At 73.9% G+C, this 18,385-nt stretch carries 15 protein-coding genes; 5 read left to right on the forward strand and 10 right to left on the reverse strand.

The annotated features are described in order from the left end of the window. Nucleotides 1–39 precede the first annotated feature (39 nt). The 3 genes from AB0I42_RS11775 to AB0I42_RS11785 form a co-directional block, all read right to left on the reverse strand. Nucleotides 40–1,542 (reverse strand): aminotransferase class V-fold PLP-dependent enzyme, encoded by a 1,503-nt coding sequence (locus AB0I42_RS11775; protein ID WP_357536511.1) that lies wholly within the window; start codon nt 1,540–1,542, stop codon nt 40–42. Between the two features lie 31 nt (nt 1,543–1,573). Continuing rightward, nucleotides 1,574–3,031, reverse strand: coding sequence for an MFS transporter (locus AB0I42_RS11780; protein ID WP_357536513.1), 1,458 nt, complete (start codon nt 3,029–3,031; stop codon nt 1,574–1,576). 125 nt (nt 3,032–3,156) lie between these two features. Further along, nucleotides 3,157–3,465, reverse strand: coding sequence for an MGMT family protein (locus tag AB0I42_RS11785; RefSeq protein ID WP_357536515.1), 309 nt, complete (start codon nt 3,463–3,465; stop codon nt 3,157–3,159). 61 nt (nt 3,466–3,526) lie between these two features. Here AB0I42_RS11785 and proB point away from each other — a divergent pair, with 61 nt between their 5' ends. Then, nucleotides 3,527–4,636, forward strand: a complete 1,110-nt coding sequence (proB, locus tag AB0I42_RS11790) for a glutamate 5-kinase (RefSeq protein ID WP_357536517.1) — start codon at nt 3,527–3,529, stop codon at nt 4,634–4,636. Nucleotides 4,637–4,658: 22 nt separating this feature from the next. Next, nucleotides 4,659–5,903, forward strand: a complete 1,245-nt coding sequence (locus tag AB0I42_RS11795; protein ID WP_357536519.1) for a glutamate-5-semialdehyde dehydrogenase — start codon at nt 4,659–4,661, stop codon at nt 5,901–5,903. Between the two features lie 41 nt (nt 5,904–5,944). On the opposite strand, the gene AB0I42_RS11800 is transcribed toward AB0I42_RS11795, so the two are convergent. The 6 genes from AB0I42_RS11800 to AB0I42_RS11825 all read right to left on the reverse strand — a co-directional run bounded on the left by AB0I42_RS11800 (nt 5,945) and on the right by AB0I42_RS11825 (nt 14,246). Further along, entirely contained in the window at nt 5,945–6,823 is an 879-nt protein-coding gene (locus AB0I42_RS11800; RefSeq protein ID WP_357536520.1) for a prenyltransferase/squalene oxidase repeat-containing protein, read from the reverse strand. Nucleotides 6,824–7,148: 325 nt separating this feature from the next. After that, nucleotides 7,149–8,396, reverse strand: coding sequence for an adenylyltransferase/sulfurtransferase MoeZ (gene moeZ, locus AB0I42_RS11805; protein WP_357536523.1), 1,248 nt, complete (start codon nt 8,394–8,396; stop codon nt 7,149–7,151). Nucleotides 8,397–8,437: 41 nt separating this feature from the next. Next, nucleotides 8,438–9,427 carry a DUF3152 domain-containing protein gene (locus AB0I42_RS11810; RefSeq protein ID WP_357536524.1) on the reverse strand — a complete coding sequence of 330 codons (990 nt, stop codon included), beginning with the start codon at nt 9,425–9,427 and terminating at the stop codon, nt 8,438–8,440. A 152-nt stretch (nt 9,428–9,579) separates the two neighbouring features. Further along, the gene (locus AB0I42_RS11815) at nt 9,580–10,461 is read right to left on the reverse strand and encodes a DUF3152 domain-containing protein (RefSeq protein WP_357536526.1); all 882 of its coding nucleotides are present in this window, start codon (nt 10,459–10,461) and stop codon (nt 9,580–9,582) included. A 70-nt stretch (nt 10,462–10,531) separates the two neighbouring features. Next, nucleotides 10,532–11,491, reverse strand: coding sequence for an alpha/beta hydrolase (locus tag AB0I42_RS11820; protein ID WP_357536528.1), 960 nt, complete (start codon nt 11,489–11,491; stop codon nt 10,532–10,534). Between the two features lie 34 nt (nt 11,492–11,525). Then, complete coding sequence (locus AB0I42_RS11825) at nt 11,526–14,246, reverse strand: hypothetical protein (protein WP_357536530.1); 2,721 nt, start codon at nt 14,244–14,246, stop codon at nt 11,526–11,528. 298 nt (nt 14,247–14,544) lie between these two features. Between AB0I42_RS11825 and AB0I42_RS11830 the strand changes: the two genes are divergently transcribed. Beyond that, the gene (locus AB0I42_RS11830) at nt 14,545–15,183 is read left to right on the forward strand and encodes a TetR/AcrR family transcriptional regulator (protein ID WP_357536532.1); all 639 of its coding nucleotides are present in this window, start codon (nt 14,545–14,547) and stop codon (nt 15,181–15,183) included. 64 nt (nt 15,184–15,247) lie between these two features. Next, nucleotides 15,248–15,472: a DUF3107 domain-containing protein gene (locus tag AB0I42_RS11835; RefSeq protein ID WP_357536534.1), complete on the forward strand. Its 225-nt coding sequence runs from the start codon at nt 15,248–15,250 to the stop codon at nt 15,470–15,472. 103 nt (nt 15,473–15,575) lie between these two features. Here the strand turns inward: AB0I42_RS11835 and AB0I42_RS11840 are convergent, their stop codons facing one another. Next, a complete protein-coding gene (locus tag AB0I42_RS11840; protein WP_357536536.1) occupies nt 15,576–16,295 on the reverse strand; it encodes a ferritin-like fold-containing protein in 720 nt (239 codons plus the stop codon). A gap of 314 nt (nt 16,296–16,609) precedes the next feature. Between AB0I42_RS11840 and AB0I42_RS11845 the strand changes: the two genes are divergently transcribed. Continuing rightward, on the forward strand, nt 16,610–18,331 hold the full coding sequence (locus tag AB0I42_RS11845) for a DEAD/DEAH box helicase (protein WP_357536538.1): 1,722 nt from the start codon (nt 16,610–16,612) through the stop codon (nt 18,329–18,331). Nucleotides 18,332–18,385 lie beyond the last annotated feature (54 nt).

Raw genomic sequence — 18,385 nt, forward strand, 5'->3', positions numbered from 1 at the left:
CACGGAACGGGGTGATGGCCGCCGGGAAACCGGCGGCCATCAGCGGTATGTGGGCCGTTGCAGCAGGCCGACGAACTCGATCAGCAGGCGTTCGCGCATCCGGGGCGGGGCCACGTTGAGCACGGTGTTCACCACCGCCGACCGGTCCGGCAACGCGGCCCCCGCCTGCGGATCGCCGAAGCCGAGGCCGAGCCCGCCGGCGAGCCCTTCGACCAATTCGGAGGTCAACTGCTCCGGCGCGAGGGCACCGAGCAGGGCGGCCACCTCGTCGGGCAGCCGTACCGGACCGTGATCCCGCGCGGCGGTCGCGGCGGCTTCCAGGGCCGGCCCGAACTCGGCCACCCGCGGCGCGACCGCGGCGGTCACCGTCAGGTGGATGGAGGCGGGCAGGTCGCCGTACGCCATCTGGGGTTGGGTGTGCCAGCCACGGACGGTGAGTTCGTCGGCGAGGACGAACAGGTCCAGCGCCGGGTCGTCGGACGTGAAGGCGACCACCGTGGACTCGGGTTCGGCCATCAGCCGCAGTCCGTCGACCTTGGTGACGGCGGCGGCGAGGCCGCGTACGGCGTCCAGGGTCCGGCCGGCCAGCGCCAGGTAGCCGTCGTCGCCGATGTGTCGCAGGGTCGCGTACGCGGCGGCGATCGGGCCGCCGGACCGGGTCGACGAGATCACCGGATTGATCATCGTGTAGCCGGGCCAGTCGGCGAACGCGAAGTACTGCGGTGCCCGCAGCGCGGCGTCGCGGTGCAGCAGGACCGAGACCCCCTTGGGGCAGTACGCGTACTTGTGCAGGTCGACCGAGATCGAGGTGACGCCGGGTACGGAGAAGTCGAACGCCGGCCCGTCGACGCCGAGCCGGCGCAGGTAGGGCAGCGTCCAGCCGCCGAAGCAGGCGTCGACGTGGCAGCGTACGCCGGCCGCCGCCGCGACGGCCGCGATCTCGGTGACCGGGTCGACGACGCCGTGCGCGTACGACGGCGCCGAGCAGGCGACGAGCACGGTGTCGGGGCCGATCGCGGCGGCGACGTCGGCCGGATCGGGGCGCAGCGTGGTCGCCGACACCGGCACCAGATCCAGGGCGACGCCGAGGTAGTGGGCCGCCTTCGCGAACGCGGCGTGCGCACTGACCGGGATCACCAGCCGGGGCGTGGCCACTTCGGGCCGGGCGTCGCGGGCCGCCTTCACGGCCAGGATCAGCGACTCGGTGCCGCCGCCCGTGACGCTGCCGACGACATCGGGTGCGGCCGTGCCCGGGCCACCGCCGAGCACCGACGCGGCGGCGCCGACGAGGATGTTCTCCATCGCCAGCAGCGACGGGAACGCGGTCGGGTCGAGGCCGTTGACGTGCGCCGACAGCGCGTACGCGGACATCGCCAGGTCGTCGAGGCCGGGAACGGCCGGGTCGTAGACGTAGGCGAACAGCCGGCCGCCGTGCGTGGGCCGGTCGGCGGACCGCAGCGCCCGGATCTCGTCGAGGACCTGGTCCGCCGGTACGCCCCGCGCCGGCAACGCCCACGCCACGCGATCATCCCGCTCGCTCATGCCGTCCACTCACTCCGCTCGCTCATGTCGATCACGCTACCGGCTCGGCGGGTCGTGCCTGGTCAACCGGCTTTGTCGGACCGGCGGCGGCGAGGCGCTGCGGGGTGAGGTCGTAGCCGCGCAGCAGCAGCACCGCCAGCCCGACCGCCAGCGCCGGCAGGACGGTGAAGCCGAGCAGCACCCCGAGCCGGGCGGTGTCGGACTGCGCGGCGGCGACCCCGGTGTCCGACGACACGTAGCCGAACAGTTGCAGCACCAGCGCGAACACCCCGGGGCCGAGGGCCAGGCCAAAGGTCTCCCCCGCCGTCCACAGGCCGGTGAACACCCCCGCCTGACGGCGGCCGGTTCGCGCGGTGTCGTACGCGATGCAGTCCGGCAGCATCGCCAGGGCGAAGACCTGCTGGCCGGCGTACCCGCAGCCGATCACCGCGACCAGCAGGTAGACGACCACGGCCGGCAGCACCGGCGCGGCGACCAGCAGCAACGCCGCGACCGCGAAGAGCAGCGACGCGGCGACGAATGCCCGCAGCTTGCCGAGCCGGGCGCCGACCCGGCTCCACACCGGCATGACCAGTAGCGCCGGGCCGACGAAGCAGGCGAAGAGCACGGTCGGCCCGGTGTCCGGGCTGTCCAGGATCTGGCCGGCGAAGTACGCGACGCCGGCGAGGACCGTGCCGATGCCGACGGACTGGACGACGAAGCAGATCAGCAGCGCCCGGAACGGCCGGTTGCCGGTGGCGACGGCGAGCTGGGCGCGCAGGCTCGGCTCGCTCTCCTGCACGGCACCGGTGGGGGCGCCCCGGGTGCCGAAGAAGACGCCGAGGGTGCCGATCACGATCAGCGCCCCGACGAACAGGCCCATCAGGCGGTGTCCGGCGATCCCGTTGCCGCCGGCGGTGACCACGGCCGGCGCGACCGCCCCGGAGACCAGGATGGCCAGCGCCAGTACGGCGATCCGCCAGGTCATCAGCCGGGTGCGTTCGCTGTACGAGTCGGTCAGCTCGGCCGGCATGGCGACGTACGGCACCTGGAAGAACGCGAACGCGGTGGCGGTGAGGAGGAAGGCGACGGCGACGTACCCGCCGGCCGCCGAGCCGTTGCCGAACGGCGCGGCGAAGATCGCGGCGAACAGCACGGCCAGGGCCAGCCCGCCGACCAGCAGGTATGGCCGCCGGGCGCCCCACCGGGTGCGGGTGCGGTCGGAGATGCGGCCGGCGACGGGGTTGACCAGTACGTCCCACGCCTTCGGCAGCACCACGAGCAGGCCGGCGAGCCCGGCGGCGATGCCGAGCGTGTCGGTCAGGTACGGCAGCAGCAACAGCCCGGGGACGGTGCCGAACGCACCGGTCACCAGCGAGCCGAGGGCGTACCCGCCGTGCACCCGGCGGGGCAGCCCGCCACCCGATGCCACACCGCCACCCGCCGGGCTACCGCTCCCACCGCCGGGACCGGCGCCGCTCCCGGCGCCCCGGACATGAGACGCATTCATGAATCGGCATGCTAGCCGGCACCGGTCCCGCTGGACAGCGTCCGGCCGGCCATGATCCGGGTGATCAGGGAGCCCGTCGCGCGGCGCACCGACGACACGCCGGACTTACTCCCCGATCATGCGGATCAAGGGGTGGGGTACCAGGAGGAGGCACGCATGTCGACCTTCAGGCCGTTCAGGCGGGCGCCCTCGCCGATCAGGCGGGCCGCGGCCTCGGCCTCGTGGCCCGGCGGCAGCCGGCCGCCGGCACCCACCACCCGGTGCCACGGCACGCCGGAGCCGTGCCGGGCCATGATCCCGCCGACCAGCCGCGCCGAGGCCCGGCCGGACCGGTCGGCGAGGTAGTCGGCGATCGCGCCGTACGTCATCACCCGGCCCGGCGGGATGCGCTCGACGAGCGTCAGGACCTCTTCGACGTACTCCTCAGGCGTCACGACCCGCCACGATATGGGAGCCGCGACGCCCGCCCGTACCCGAACCGCGCAGAATGGGCGGGTGCGCGAAGCAGTCCTGTCAGCGCGGCGGATCGTGGTCAAGGTCGGTTCGTCGTCACTGACCACCGCCCTCGGCGGACTCGACACCGGCCGGGTCGACGCCCTCACCGACGTACTCGCCGGGCTGGCCGCCGACGGCCGGGAGGTCGTACTCGTCTCGTCCGGCGCCATCGCCGCCGGCCTGGCCCCGCTCGGGCTGCCCCGCCGGCCGCGCGACCTCGCCACCCAGCAGGCCGCCGCCAGCGTCGGGCAGGGGCTGCTGATCGGCCACTACACGGCCAGCTTCGGCCGGCACGGCCGGACCGTCGGCCAGGTGCTGCTCACCGTCGACGACGTCACCCGGCGGGCGCACTACCGCAACGCCTACCGGACCCTGCGCAAGCTGCTCGACCTGCGGGCCATCCCGATCGTCAACGAGAACGACACGGTCGCCACCGACGAGATCCGGTTCGGCGACAACGACCGGCTCGCCGCCCTCGTCGCCGCCCTGGTCGACGCCGACCTGCTGGTCCTGCTCTCCGACGTCGAAGCGCTCTACACCGGCGACCCGGCCCGGCCGGATAGCCGGAAGATCGACGAGGTACGTACCGACGCCGACCTCGCCGGGGTGGCGGTGGGCCGGGCCGGGCGGGCCGGAGTCGGCACCGGCGGCATGGTCACCAAGGTCGAGGCGGCGAAGATCGCCACCGGGTTCGGCATCCCGGTCGTGCTCACCGCCGCGCCGCTGGCCGGGCCGGCGCTGGCCGGCGAGCCGGTCGGCACGTTCTTCCACCGGATGCCGAAACGCCCGGCCGCCCGGCTGTTCTGGCTCGCCCACGCCACCTCGCCACGCGGCCGGCTGCACCTGGACCCGGGCGCGGTGCAGGCGGTGGTCAACCGCCGCAAGTCGCTGCTGCCCGCCGGGATCACCTCGGTCGACGGCACCTTCACCGCCGGTGACCCGGTCGACCTGGTCGACGCGGCCGGCGCCCCGGTGGCCCGCGGGCTGGTCAACTACGACGCGGTGGAGCTTCCCGGACTGCTCGGCCGGTCCACGGTCGAACTCGCCGCGACGCTCGGCCCCGGATACGAACGAGAGGTCGTCCACCGCGACGACCTGGTACTGCTGTGACGGCAACCGTGCTGGAGGAATCATGAGCGTCACCGAACAGGCGCGCCGGGCCCGCGAGGCGGCCGCCGAACTGGCGACCGCGCCCCGCAAGGTCAAGGACGCGGCGCTGCACGCGATGGCCGACGCGCTGGTCGCCCGTACGGAAGAGATCGTGACCGCGAACGCCGGTGACATCGAGGCGGGCCGCGCGGCCGGCCTGTCGACGGCGATCATCGACCGGTTGACGCTGACCGGGGCCCGGATCGCCGCGATCGCCGAGGCGCTGCGCGAGATGGCGGCGCTGCCCGACCCGGTCGGCGAGGTGGTCCGCGGCTCGACCCTGCCCAACGGGCTCGAACTGCGCCAGATCCGGGTGCCGTTCGGCGTCGTCGGCATCATCTACGAGGCGCGACCGAACGTGACCGCCGACGCCGCCGGCATCTGCCTCAAGTCGGGCAACGCGGCCCTGCTGCGCGGATCGTCGTCGGCCGCCAACTCCAACGCCGCCATCGTGTCGGTGCTGCGCGCGGCGGTCGCCGACACCGGCCTGCCCGCCGACGCGATCCAGTTGCTGGACAGTTCCTCGCGCGACTCGGTCAAGGAGCTGATGCGGGCCCGCGGGCTGGTCGACGTACTCATCCCGCGCGGCGGAGCGTCACTGATCAGGACGGTGGTCGAGGAGTCGACGGTTCCGGTGATCGAGACCGGGGTCGGCAACTGCCACGTGTACGTCGACGCGGACGCCGACCTCGACAAGGCGCTGGCCGTGGTGCTCAACGCCAAGACGCAGCGGCTGTCGACCTGCAACACCGCCGAGTCGCTGCTGGTGCACGCGGCGGTCGCCGACGCGTTCCTGCCCCGGGTGCTGGCCGCGTTCGCGCAGGCCGGGGTGATCGTGCACGGCACCCCCGAGGTCGCCGCGTACTCCCCCGACGTGGTGCCCGCCACCGACGAGGACTTCGGCACCGAATACCTGTCCGCCGACATCTCGGCCGCCGTCGTACCGTCGCTGTCGGACGCGGTCGCCCACATCCGCCGGTACGGCTCCGGGCACACCGAGGCGATCGTGACCGACTCGACGACGGCGGCCCGCGAGTTCGTGGCCCGGGTCGACGCGGCGGCGGTGATGGTCAACGCCTCCACCCGCTTCACCGACGGCGGCGAGTTCGGGTTCGGCGCCGAGATCGGCATCTCGACCCAGAAGCTGCACGCCCGCGGCCCGATGGGCCTGCCCGAACTGACCTCGACCAAGTACGTCGTCACCGGCGACGGCCACATCCGCACCTGACCGGGGTCCGGCGCCGGGCCGGTCCGGCGGACGCGTAGCGCTCAGCGGCAGGCGCGGATCGCGGCCAGCGTGGTGTGTACGTCGAACGCGTCACCGTCGTCGCTGGTCCAGCCGCCGTCGCTGCGCTGTGTCTCGGCCAGTCGGCGCCGGGCGGCGGTGAGCAGCCAGTCCTGCGTGGCGACGCCGACCCGGCGCAGCACCGCCGCCATGGTGGCCACGTCGGCCGGCGTCATCCCGGGCAGCCGCTCGCCGAGCACGACCTGCATCCGGGCCGACTCGTGGAACAACTCCTGCCGGTGCAGCACCGCCGCCCCGAGCCAGCCGGCGGCGAGGAAGGACGGCCAGGTCCCGTCCGGGTTGATCCGGTAGGCCAGGGCCTGCGCGGCGGCGAGCACGACGCCGGCGTACACGCCGCCGACCCGGTGGTCGAGCGGCCCGGCGGACCGGGCGTCGTGCCCGGCGACGGTCAGCCAGAACCCGGCGTTCGCGGTGAGGTAGAGCCGCGCCTCCGGGTTTCCCGGCTGTGCCCACGACGGCGCCTGGTTGGCCAGCGCCGCGTCCTCCTCCCAGCTGCCGTCCGGCAGCTGCCGGCTGGCCAGCCAGTCGAGCGCCTTGCGGGCCGCCGGCCGGCCGAGGGCACCGAGGTCGTCGAGTTCGGCGAGCCGGAAGCAGGTCGCGTCGACGGACGCGATCTCGCCGGCCCAGAAGGCGGGCCATCCGCCCTCGGCGGTCTGCCCCACCTCGGCCTCGTCGAGCACGCCCGGCTGCGGGGCGGCCCCGGTACGCAGCCACGAGAGCCGCGCCCGGTCGACCAGGTCGCCGTGCGCGACCACGAAGCCGATCGCGGCATCCATGTCGATCACGGTCGAGACGCTACCGCCGCCGAACCGCCCCCGCCTCGGTAGGACAGTCAAGGTCATCTGTCCGCCCGGCGGGCTGACCTGCCAACCTTTACGTGTCCCCGCACCAACCGGCGCAATGTTGACCTGAGCGGCAGAGACCTAACAGAAGCCCAATAAGGTCCCTCACGCCCAGATCGACACAACCAACCCCGCCCACCCACCGGCGAACCAAGCGACGGACAGCACGAGACCGCAACTCACGTCGCGAGTCGACCGAGCGCCGCCGCACCGTCTGGAGCCCGAGGACATGCGGCGAAGCCGTCATGCCCGCAGGGCGAAGACGGTGCACTTAGGCGGCGCGAAGCGGAGCGAGCCGGCCCCGCCGGAGGCGGGGCCAACCAACTCAGTACGCCGGCAGGGACGGGTCGATCTGGTTGACCCAGGCGATCACGCCGCCCTGCACGTGTACGGCGTCGCGGAACCCGGCCGCCTTGAGGGCGGCGAGTGCCTCGGCGGAGCGTACGCCGGTCTTGCAGTGCAGCACGATCTGCCGGTCCTGCGGGAACTTCGCCAGCGCCTCGCCGGACATGACCTCGCCCTTGGGGATGAGCGTGGCGCCGGGGATGCGGACGATCTCGTATTCGGCGGGTTCGCGCACGTCGACGAGGAAGACGTCCTTGCCGGCGTCCTGCCATTCCTTGAGTTCGCGGGCGGTGATGGTGGCGTCGACGACCGCCGCCTCGGCTTCCGGCGAGACCGCGCCGCAGAAGTCCTCGTAGTCTTCCAGCAGGTCGGTCACGGTCGGGTTGTCGCCGCAGAGCACGCAGGCCGGGTCCTTGCGGACCTTGATCTTGCGGTACGTCATCTCCAGCGCGTCGTAGACGGTCAGCGCGCCGACGAGCGGCTCGCCGATGCCGGTCAGCAGCTTGATCGCCTCGGTGACCTGGATCGAGCCGACCGACGCGCAGAGCACGCCGAGCACGCCGCCCTCGGCGCACGACGGGACCATGCCGGGCGGCGGCGGCTCCGGGTAGAGGCACCGGTAGCAGGGACCGTGCTCGGCCCAGAACACCGACGCCTGGCCGTCGAAGCGGTAGATCGAGCCCCAGACGTACGGCTTGCCGAGCAGGACGGCCGCGTCGTTGACCATGTAGCGGGTGGCGAAGTTGTCGGTGCCGTCGACGATCAGGTCGTACTGGGCGAAGATCTCGCGTACGTTGTCGCGGTCCAGCGCGGTGTTGTGGATCTCCACCTTGACCAGCGGGTTGATCTCGCGGATCGAGGCGGCGGCCGACTCGGCCTTGGGCCGGCCGACGTCGGACTGGCCGTGGATGATCTGCCGCTGGAGGTTGGACTCGTCGACGGTGTCGAAGTCGATGATGCCGAGCGTGCCGACACCGGCCGCGGCGAGGTACATCAGGGCCGGGGAGCCGAGGCCGCCGGCGCCGACGCAGAGCACGCGGGCGTTCTTCAGTCGCTTCTGCCCCTCGACCCCCACGTCGGGGATGATCAGGTGGCGGGAATAGCGACGGATCTCGTCTACGGTCAGCTCGGCGGCGGGCTCGACGAGCGGGGGCAGCGACACGGTGAACTCCCCGGAATCGACAGTGGTGTCGGGCCATTGTTGCTCGTTCCTGACAGGTTCGACCATGAGGTGCAACACCCGACCACGATGCGGAACAGGGGAATATCTCAGGGCAGGGCCGGGCCGACGTACCGGCGGCCGTCGAGGTAGGGCCAGGCGTTGGCCAGGCACCCCTCCAGGCCGTACGTCTGCTGCTGCATGACCGGGGCGGGGCCGCCGGCGGACGGGCACGCCTCGTGGCCGTACCCGAGTTCGTGGCCGACCTCGTGGTTGATCACGTAGGCCCGGTAGGTGTCGAGCGGGGCGCCGTAGTCGGGTACCGCCTCCTGCCAGCGGGCCACATTGATGATCACCTGGCCGGGCAGCCGGCAGGAGGTGTAGCCCTCGGTCCGCAGCCCGCCGGCGGCGCACATCCGCTCCGACGTGGCGGGGGTGGCCAGGTAGAGGGTGAAGTCGGCGGCCGCCGTTCGCGGCACGTGCTGCAGCCGCACCTGGCCGGACGCGGTCCAGCTCCGCGGATCGCCGAGGATCGTGTCGGCGGCGCTGGCGAAGGCCGCCGCGTCCTGTCCCATGCCGTGCTCGACCGCGACCCGGAAGCGGCGCAGCGTTCCGGCGGTGCCGAGTACGGCGCCCTCGTCGGCGGCGAACCCGAAGGTGCCCGGCCCGGCCGTCGGATACCCCGGGCCGGGGGTGGGCGTGGACGGCGCGGGTGCCGCCGCCGACGCGCCGCTGGCGGGTGCGGCTGCGGATGCGGGTGCCGGTGCGGGTGATGCGGTGGCCGGCGCCGGTTCGGCGGACGCGCCGGTCGCGGCGGTGACCGGTAGCCCGGCGGCGATGCCGTCCCGGGCGGCGGCCGCCGGCTCGGCACCGGAGCGGTTGCCGTTGCGGGCCAGGTCGACCCCGACGAGTACGCCGGCGGCCAGCACCAGCAGGAGCACGAGGAGTCGGCGCCGCCGCTTCCAGTGCCGCTGGCGGGCACCCCGGCCGCCCGTACCGCCGGCTCCCGGGCCGGGGCCGATCGGCGCCCCGGGGTCCGGGGCGCTGGCCCGCCCGCTCGGGGCCGGGACGCGCGATGAGTCGGTCTCTGGCGTCGTCATGCCTTTCGACCCTGCCACGTACCAGGTGCCCGAGGCGCACTACGCCACGCCTTATCGTCCAGATTGGGAGTGTTTTGGCACGACCAACCGGTACGGCGTCCCTCGCGGCACCGTCCACCGGACCGGCGGACCCGCGCTTCCGGCCGAACGGCTCAGAGCGGCGGACCCGCGTACCGCTTGCCGTCGAGGAACGGCCACGGGTTGGCGACGCAGCCGTTGAGGAAGAGGGTCTGCTGCATCATCACCGGTGCGGGCTTGCCCCGGCCGGGGCAGCGCTCGTGGTTGTAGCCGAGTTCGTGACCGACCTCGTGGTTGACGACGTACTCGCGGTAGACGTCGAGGGGTACCTCGGCCTCGACGTAGTGCGGGACCGAGGTCCGCCACCGGTCCAGGTTGAGGATCACCTTGCCCTGCGCCCGGCACGACGTGTACGGCTTGCCGTCGACCCGGATGTCGACCCAGCCCGCCTGGCACATCGTGTATGCCGTCTGCGGGGTGACCAGGTAGACGGTGAAGTCGTGCCCGGCCCGGTCCGGGACCCGCTGCAACCGCAGCCGGCCGCTGCCGATCCAGCTCCCCTTGTCCGCCAGTGCCGCGTCGACGATCGCCCCGACCGCCTCCACGTCCTCGCCCGCGCCCTTCTCGACCGCGATCCGGTAGCGGCGCAGCGTGCCCGCGGTGCCGGCCACCTCGCCCTGCGTGGTGCCGTAGTCGAAGGTGCCCTCCCCCTTCGACGGCACCGGCCCCGGCAACTGGAGCACCGGCGGCGGCTCGGTGGACGGTTCGGGCGCCGGCTCGGTGGACGGCGGCAGCGCGATCGGTGATTCGGCGGCCAGCGGCACCTCGGCCGTCCGGGTCTTCTCCCCTCCGGTGAACCCGGGCACCGCCAGTCCGACCAGCACCAGTCCGGCCGCCACCGCGAGGGTGGCCAGGGACACCAACTGGGCGACCGGTCGCCGGCCGGGCGCGCTACGGCCGGACCTACCGACCTGTGGCGGCGACGCGGAGGGGCGGATCGGTGACGAGGTACGCATCGCCGGACAGCTTGCCACACCGCCCGCCGGGGCCGGGTGTGAAGATCACGACTGCCGGGGCAGCCGGCGGTCAGGCCCCGGCCGGGCCCCGGTGTTCGTCGAGGAGGGCGAGCACGGCCCGGGCGACCGTACGGGGCACCTCCATCTGCGCCACGTGCCCGACCCCGTCGAGCATCAGCAGCCGGCTGTCCGGGATCACCCCGGCCACCTGCGGCGCGACCCGTACGTCGACCAGCCGGTCCTGCCGGCCGCCGATGACCAGGGTCGGTGCGGTGATCCGGGCCGCGGTCCGCCACAGCGACCGGTCGCCGGGCAGGTACGCCCGCACGAACTCCGAGACGATGCCGCGCAGCGTGCCGAGGTAGGCGCTCGCGTAGTGGGCCGCCGTGCCCCGGATCCGGATCTCCTCGATCGTCTCCAGCCGCCGCTGCTCACCGATGCGCGAGGTGTCGGCGACGCACGCCTCGATCACCTGCCGGGCCATCTCCTCCGGCGGGATCTGCGCCAGCCGGCGGGCCATCAGGCGTTCGGCGCGGGGGATCGCCAGCAGCGGCAGCATCCGCCCCTGTAGCGAGCGCCGGGGGTCGAGGAACGGCATGGCCGGCGAGATGAGCGTGAGGGTACGGACCAGGTCGGGGCGGAGCCCCGCGACGCGTACGGCGATGGCCCCGCCGAGCGAGTTGCCGAGCAGGTGGACGGGGCCACGGCCGGACTGGTCCAGGTGCCCGATCACCCGGTCGGCGAACGACGCGATCGTGTAGCGGTCGCCGGGGTCGCTGTTGCCGAAGCCGGGCAGATCGATCGCCTCGCCGTCGAGGCGGCCGGCGAGCAGGCCGGCCAGGTCGGTCCAGTTCTGCGAGGAGCCGCCGAGGCCGTGCACGTAGAACGCCGGCTCGGCGTCGGCCGTGGTCGCCGGGGTGTCCCGGATGTAGACGGTCGAGCCTTCGGGGCCCACCCGGCGCCCGAGCCACGGCGGGGGCATCCGGTCCTCCGGCAACAGGTCGTCGGCCGCCAGGAGTGCGTCTCTCATACCTCCAGTGTGCGTCGCCGGGGAACCGGCCGGCTCACTGTCCGTCGGAGAGCAGCGCCTCCAGGCGGCGGTTGACCGCGGCCAGGGTGGCCCGTACGACGGCCTGGCGCGGGTCGCCGGAGACCAGTGCCGAGCCGGCGAGTTGCTCGACCCAGCCGCCGCAGACCAGCAGCACCACGACGACGGCGACCTCGCTGCTGCCGAACGGAACCACTGCGGCGTGCTCGACGAAGCACCGCCCCCGGCCGCTCACCTGCTGCGAGGTGAGCAACAGTTCGTCGATCGCCAGGGCGGCCGATACGGCGCACAGCCGCAACACGTAGCCGTCGACGGCCGGTCCGGTGGCGACTCCGGCGGCCTGTTTCGGTCCGGCGGCGAGCCGGACCTCGACCGTGGCGTCGAGCCCGAACGTGCTGACCTGGACGTGGTCGATGACCACCCGCGGGCCGGGGTTGACACCGGGGTTGAGCGGCCGGGACGGCGCGGACTCGGTGGTGGTGATCTGACCACCCTGGTACGAGACACCGGCGGTCGTCGGCTCGACGGTGCCCCGGCTGCTCGCGGCCACCGGGTAGCCGCCGACCGTGCCGATGACACCGGCGGCGACGCCCGGCTCGGGGAACCGGGGGGCGCGGGCCGGCTCCTCGACCTGTGCCCGGCCCCGGTGGGGCGCCGTCGCCGGTTGCCGGCGCCGACGCGGCACGTCGGGGCCGATCTCGCTGGCCGGTGGCACCGGGGGCGGCTCGGCCGGTGCCGGCTGGGGCGGGCTCGGCGGAGCGGCGGCCAGCCCCATCCGGTCCTGGAGCAGCCGGGCGACGAGCCGGCTGACCTCGGCCGGGTCGGCGCCGTCGTGCAGGTCCAGGCGCAGGCTGTGCGCGCCGGCCGGGGTGGTGCGCAGCGAGGCGTCACGTACGCCGGCGACCTCGCTCACGGCGGCGACGATCGCCGCAACGTCGAATTCCTCGGGGGGCTCGTGTGTCGTGGGCGGCCCGTCCCCGCGGCGCAGATGCGTGGCGATACGCGCCAACTCCGGTGTTTCGGCGGGGGGCGGCTCCACGGCTTGCTGCTCCGGCACGGTGGGCACGTCGGGTTCGGCGGGCACGCGCTGCGGCAGCACGGCGGTGGGCGGGTTGATCGCGCGGCTCGGCGGGCCGGGAGCCGGGGTGGACCCGCTCACCGGTTGGCCCGCCTGGGTGGGCCGCCCTGGCGCCGGGAACCGGTCGTCCCGATTGCCGGGGGCGCCCGGGCCGGGGGCGCCCGGGCCGGCGGTGTCCCGGGCCGGCGGTTCGTAGCCGGCCCGCGTGGCCGGCCCGTCGGACGGCGGGTCGTAGCTCGGCCGGGTGGCCCGACCGGGCCAGCCGGCCGACCAGGGGCGGGGAACCCCGGGCCGCTCGGTGGCCGCCTGGTCGTCGGGGATGCCGGCCGGCGTGCCGTCCGGTCCCGTGCCCCGGCGGGGGCTGTCAGGGCGGTTGGCGTCGTCGTCGCGGGATGCCCCGGGACGCCAGGTTTCCGGCCAGGTCGGCGCCCAGTCGGCCCGGGTCCGCCGGTCGTCGCCCGGGTCGTCGCCGCCGCCCCGCCGACCGGCGGTCGCATCGGGCTCTGTCCGCCGGAAGGTGGGCGTACCGGATTCAGTCCGCCGGGAGGCGGTCATGCCAGGTTCGGTCCGCCGAGCGGCGGTCGCATCGGGCTCAGTCCGCCGCGAGTCGGTCCGCCACGGGCTGGGGCCGGCCGGGTCGGCCCGCCGGCCCGTCGGGTATGTCTCCCGGGCGCCCGGGTCGCTGTCCTGCGGGTCGGTGCGGGAGCTGTCGTGCCTGGTCGGGGCGGGGTCGCCGGAGCGACGGCCGTCCTCCGCGGGCTCGCCCGGCCAGCGGGTGGCCGCCGCCGGCTCACCGGTCCAGCGGCCGGCCGGCGCCGGGGAGTCGGCCCAGTGCGCCGGTGCCTCGGCCTCGGCACGGCGTCCGAAGGCCGGCCGCTCGTCGCTGCCGAGGTCAGGGCGTTCGTCCGACGACGCGCCGAACAGCCGGGGTGCGGGACCGCGTCGCCGGCCGTATCCCTCGGGACGGCCGGGGGCGGTCGGACCGACCTGGCCGCCGGAGGTGGGGGCGTCCCGGTCGGTGGGTGGCTCGGACCCGTCGGGCCGGTCGACGTCGGGCTCGCCCGACTCGCGAGACCGGTCCAGAGTGGGGCCGGGGTAGCGGTCGGCCGGGTCGCGGTCACCCGGCTGCGGACGGTCGCCGTAGCGGGGTGCCGGCCCCGGGCGGTCGCCGCCGGGCCGGTCCTGCCGGCTCGTCGGTGGCGCGGCCGGAGCGTCCGGCGACGCCGTCTCGTCGTGGCTCTCGCCCGGCGTGCCGCGGTCGGACCGCCAGCGCGGCACCGCCGGCAGCCCGCCGGACGGCGTCGGCTCCCCGATCGCGTGCCGGGCCTGCTCGGCCGGGTCGGGTTCGGCGGGTGGCTCCGGGTCGGGCCGCCGGCTCGTCGGGCCGGGGCGGGCGGCGGGAATGACCGTCCGCTGTTCGCGCAGGGCATCTTCGAGGTCACCCTCGTACGGGTAGGGCGGGGCGCTCGCCGGCGCGCGGACGGCGACCGGGGCGGCGTCGCCCGCGTGGTGGCCGGGTCCGGAGCCGTTGACCGGCCGGCGGATCTCGTGGACGGGCCGGATCGGGTCGTCGTAACGGACGGTCGACTCGGACCAGCCGCGCAGCGCCGCCTCGCCCGATCGGTGCCAGGGGGAGTGATCGGCATCACCGTCCGACATCACTTCCGCCCGGTCGGACCACCCGGCGTCGGCGCCCGGCCAGCCGCCGGCCCGCCGGGCGCGATCACCCCGCGGACCTGCACTGTCTGCGCCATCGCCTGGCGTGGTGCCGCCGGGTTGCCCTGCTTCGTCCACCGTGCGCTCCTCCGTCGCCCCCGCTGAGGCTACCGTGTGGGATCAGGGGCGATAAGTTGCAACGGCTGGGTAATTCGGAGGTCGGGTGGCGTACACCCTCGGTTCCCGTCGGGCATGGTCGCCCGCCGGCCGAAAGCTCCGCCAGCCGAAGGAGAGGTGCTCAATGACCGCACCGTCGAGCGGCGCACAAACGGCTGGCCGGCCGGCACGGCTGCCGCGCTCGGCGCGCCGGAAGCAGTTGCTGGCTGCGGCGCAGGAGGTGTTCGTCGCCCAGGGTTACCACGCGGCCGCGATGGACGACATCGCGGAACGGGCCGGGGTGTCGAAACCAGTGCTCTACCAGCACTTCCCCGGCAAGATGGACCTATACCTGGCACTGCTCGACACGCACTGTGAGGCGATCGTCGCGCAGGTCCGGGCCGCGATGGCCGCGACCAGTGACAACAAGGAACGGGTCAGTGGCGCCGTACGGGCCTACTTCGACTTCGTCGACCACGAGAGCGAGGCGTTCCGGCTGGTCTTCGAGTCGGACCTGCGCAACGACCCGGCGGTGCGGGAGCGGATGGCCAAGGTGGAGAGCGGCTGCATCGCGGCGATCACCGACACGATCATCTCGGACACCGGGGTGAGCCGGGCGCGGGCCGAGTTGCTGGCCTCGGGTCTGGTCGGGACCGCCGAGACGGCGGCGAAGTTCTGGCTCGCAAGTGGACGGCAGGTGCCCAAGGCGGAGGCCGAGGCCTTGCTGACCGCTCTCGCGTGGCGCGGGATCGCCAGCTTTCCGCTCCAGGGCGAGTCGGCCTGACCATCGCCTCCCGGAATCGGCTAGCCTCGCAACGGCGCAGTTTTCGCCCGGATAAGGAGGGCCCGTGGAGGTCAAGATCGGTGTGCAGTACGCGCCGCGAGAGCTCGTGGTCGACAGCGCGCAGTCGCCGGCCGAAATCGAGCAGATCGTGACCGATGCCATCGCCAACGAGGGCACTCTTTCACTGACCGACGAGAAGGGCCGGCGGATCATCGTCCCGGTGAACAAGATCGCCTACGTCGAGATCGCCGAGTCGTCGCCCCGGGTCGTGGGTTTCACCGCCCGCTGATCCACCGGCTGCCGGCCGGGAGCGGTCTGGTGCGTTGTTCGCACCGCTGACCGTCTCCCGGCCGTAATGCTGTCTGGCGTCGGCAGTTTTGTCCCGATATGGGCTAGTTGTTCAGTTCGACGGCCGCCATCCGGGCGGTGTGCGCCGCGGTGAGCCGCCGGAGCAGACCCTGCACGCCGGTCTCGTCCTCGACCTCCGCCACGATCAGGGCGGTGAGCGCGATCCGCTCGGCGGCGACCCGGCCGGCCTGCGACAGGGCCTCCCCCACCAGCCGGCGGGCCCACATCGAAAGCCGGTTGGCCAGCTTGGGGTCGGCGGCGATCGCGGCCCGGATCTCACCGGCGGCGAAGTCGGCGTACTGCGAGTCGTGCAGCACGTCGAGGACGAGTTGCCGGTCCGGTTCGGCGAGCAGGTCGGCGACCGCCCGGAAGAAGTCGTCGGCGATGGCGTCGCCGACGTACGCCTTGGCCAGCGCCTCCAGCCAGTCCTTCGGCTCGGTCGAGTCGTGGTAGCCCTGGAGCGCCTCGACGTACGGCGCCATCGCCGCGCCCGGCTCCACGCCCAGTTCGGTCAGCCGGTCGGCCAGCCGGCGGTAGCTGACGATCTCCACCGCCGCCATCTCGCTGAGCAGCGCCCGCCGGGGCAGGTCGGGGGCGAGCCGCGCGTCGGCGGCCATCCGGTCGAAGGCGAGCAGTTCGCCGTACGCGACCAGGCCGAGCAGGTCGATGACGGCGGCGAACCGGGTCGGGTCGACCGGCGCGGAGACCGCCCCGGAGGCGGTACGGCCGACCGACGGGCCGGCTCCGGGTGAGGGATCGGACACGTGCGCAGGCTACCGCCTGGACCTGGCTACGGCCGGACAGCCGAGCGACACCGCCGCAGGGCATCAAATGGTGACCCACGTCACGACGAGGCGCCCCCGGACACCCGCCGGCAAAGAACCGAGGCGACGTTTGAGCAAGTCAGGTAACATAGGGGAGTTGTCGTGGGCGTTCAGGTAATCACCCCCTCACCCACGACGCGCGTGCGGCCCGGAACGACGCGAGCGCAAGCCGTCGGTCCGTGTGGCCCGCGCCCCGACCCATACCGCGCCCCAGGTCAGACGGGCGCACCACGAGAGGGCACCCCTAAAACCTGATGAGTGACAACAACGTACAAACACCGGTCGACGAAGACACAGCGACAGCGGTCGAGGAAGCCACCATCGTCCCGGTACCGGTCCGTCCGGAAGCCCCGACCTTCGCCGACCTCGGCGCCCGGCAGGAGACCGTCGACGCACTGGCGGCGGTCGGCATCACCCGCGCCTTCGCGATCCAGGAATACGCGCTGCCGATCGGGCTGCGCGGCACCGACCTGATCGGCCAGGCCCCGACCGGCACCGGCAAGACGCTCGGCTTCGGCATTCCGCTGCTGGAGCGGGTCTTCGCGCCCACCGAGGGCGGCGAGGGCCTCCCGCAGGCCCTGGTCGTCGTCCCGACCCGCGAACTCGGCCTGCAGGTCGCCAAGGACCTGGCCGCGGCCGGCAAGACCCGCGGCGTACGCGTGCTGCCGATCTACGGCGGGGTGGCGTACGAGCCGCAGATCGACGCGCTGCGGCGCGGCGTGGAGATCCTTGTCGGCACGCCCGGGCGGCTGATGGACCTCGCCAAGCAGAAGCACCTGCGGCTCGACCGGATCCGCGCGCTCGTGCTCGACGAGGCCGACCGGATGCTCGACCTCGGCTTCCTCGACGACGTCGAGAAGATCCTGGCGATGCTCCCCGAGGACCGGCAGACGATGCTGTTCTCGGCCACGATGCCCGACCCGATCGTCGCGCTGAGCCGGCGCTTCCTGCGCCACCCGGTGACGATCCACGCCGGACACACCGCCGAGACCGGCCCGTCGCCGCTGACCAAGCAGGTCGTCTACCGCACCCACCCGATGAACAAGATCGAGGTGGTGGCCCGCATCCTGCAGGCCGAGGGACGTGGCCTGACCATGGTGTTCACCCGCACGAAGCGGGCCGCCGACCGGGTCGCGGAGGACCTCGACTTCCGCGGGTTCGCCGCCGCCGCCGTGCACGGCGACCTCGGGCAGGGCGCCCGGGAACGGGCCCTGCGGGCGTTCCGGGCCGGCAAGATCGACGTACTGGTCGCCACCGACGTGGCGGCCCGTGGCCTGGATGTCTCCGGCGTCACGCACGTAATCAACTACGACTGTCCGGAAGACCCGGACACCTACACCCACCGGATCGGCCGCACCGGCCGCGCCGGGGCGACCGGGGTGGCGGTGACCTTCGTCGACTGGGAGGACATGCCCCGCTGGCGACTGATCGACAAGTCGCTGGGCCTGGACATGCCCGAGCCGCCGGAGACCTACCACACCTCGCCCTACCTCTACGCCGACCTCGACATCCCGACCGAGGTCACCGGCACGTTGCCGACCGCCGACCGGACCCGGGCCGGGCTGTCCGCCGAGGTCGAGGAGGACCTCGGCGGTGGCCGCTCGCGCACCAACCGTCGCGGCGAGAGTGCCGGCCGCGGCCGCACCACCCGCAACCGGCGCCGGGCCGGCGACGGTGGCGGTGGCGGCGACGCGCCGCGCAACGAGGTGCCGATGGAATCCGAGGAGGCGCCACGCGCCCAGCGGCAGCGGCGCCGCCGCCGGGCCGGGCAGCTCGTCTCCGGTGAGACGACCGGCGGCACCGACACGGCCACCGAGAACGGCCCGGCCGAGAGCGTCCACGCCGGCGAACCGGCCGGCGACGGCGACGTGGCGAAGCCGCGTGCCCGCAGGCGGCGACGCCGGGGCGGGCGGACCGGCCGGGACGGCTCGGCGGCCGGTGCCGCCGAGGCCGGCGCCGGATCCGTCGACGCCTGATCCACACAACCCGACCATCAGGGGACCGGCCATGCCGGTCCCCTGATCCATCTC

Origin of the sequence: Polymorphospora sp. NPDC050346, assembly GCF_040655695.1 — a bacterium.
In the GTDB taxonomy this organism is placed as follows: domain Bacteria; phylum Actinomycetota; class Actinomycetes; order Mycobacteriales; family Micromonosporaceae; genus Polymorphospora; species Polymorphospora lycopeni.

What these genes read in the sequence shown, in the direction of transcription:
- AB0I42_RS11775 (WP_357536511.1), bottom strand. Translation starts at nt 1,542, where the DNA reads ATGAGCGAGCGGGATGATCGCGTGGCGTGGGCGTTGCCGGCGCGGGGC.
- AB0I42_RS11780 (WP_357536513.1), bottom strand. Translation starts at nt 3,031, where the DNA reads ATGAATGCGTCTCATGTCCGGGGCGCCGGGAGCGGCGCCGGTCCCGGC.
- AB0I42_RS11795 (WP_357536519.1), top strand. Translation starts at nt 4,659, where the DNA reads ATGAGCGTCACCGAACAGGCGCGCCGGGCCCGCGAGGCGGCCGCCGAA.
- AB0I42_RS11800 (WP_357536520.1), bottom strand. Translation starts at nt 6,823, where the DNA reads ATGACCTTGACTGTCCTACCGAGGCGGGGGCGGTTCGGCGGCGGTAGC.
- moeZ (WP_357536523.1), bottom strand. Translation starts at nt 8,396, where the DNA reads ATGGTCGAACCTGTCAGGAACGAGCAACAATGGCCCGACACCACTGTC.
- AB0I42_RS11810 (WP_357536524.1), bottom strand. Translation starts at nt 9,427, where the DNA reads ATGACGACGCCAGAGACCGACTCATCGCGCGTCCCGGCCCCGAGCGGG.
- AB0I42_RS11815 (WP_357536526.1), bottom strand. Translation starts at nt 10,461, where the DNA reads ATGCGTACCTCGTCACCGATCCGCCCCTCCGCGTCGCCGCCACAGGTC.
- AB0I42_RS11820 (WP_357536528.1), bottom strand. Translation starts at nt 11,491, where the DNA reads ATGAGAGACGCACTCCTGGCGGCCGACGACCTGTTGCCGGAGGACCGG.
- AB0I42_RS11825 (WP_357536530.1), bottom strand. Translation starts at nt 14,246, where the DNA reads ATGTCGGACGGTGATGCCGATCACTCCCCCTGGCACCGATCGGGCGAG.
- AB0I42_RS11830 (WP_357536532.1), top strand. Translation starts at nt 14,545, where the DNA reads ATGACCGCACCGTCGAGCGGCGCACAAACGGCTGGCCGGCCGGCACGG.
- AB0I42_RS11845 (WP_357536538.1), top strand. Translation starts at nt 16,610, where the DNA reads ATGAGTGACAACAACGTACAAACACCGGTCGACGAAGACACAGCGACA.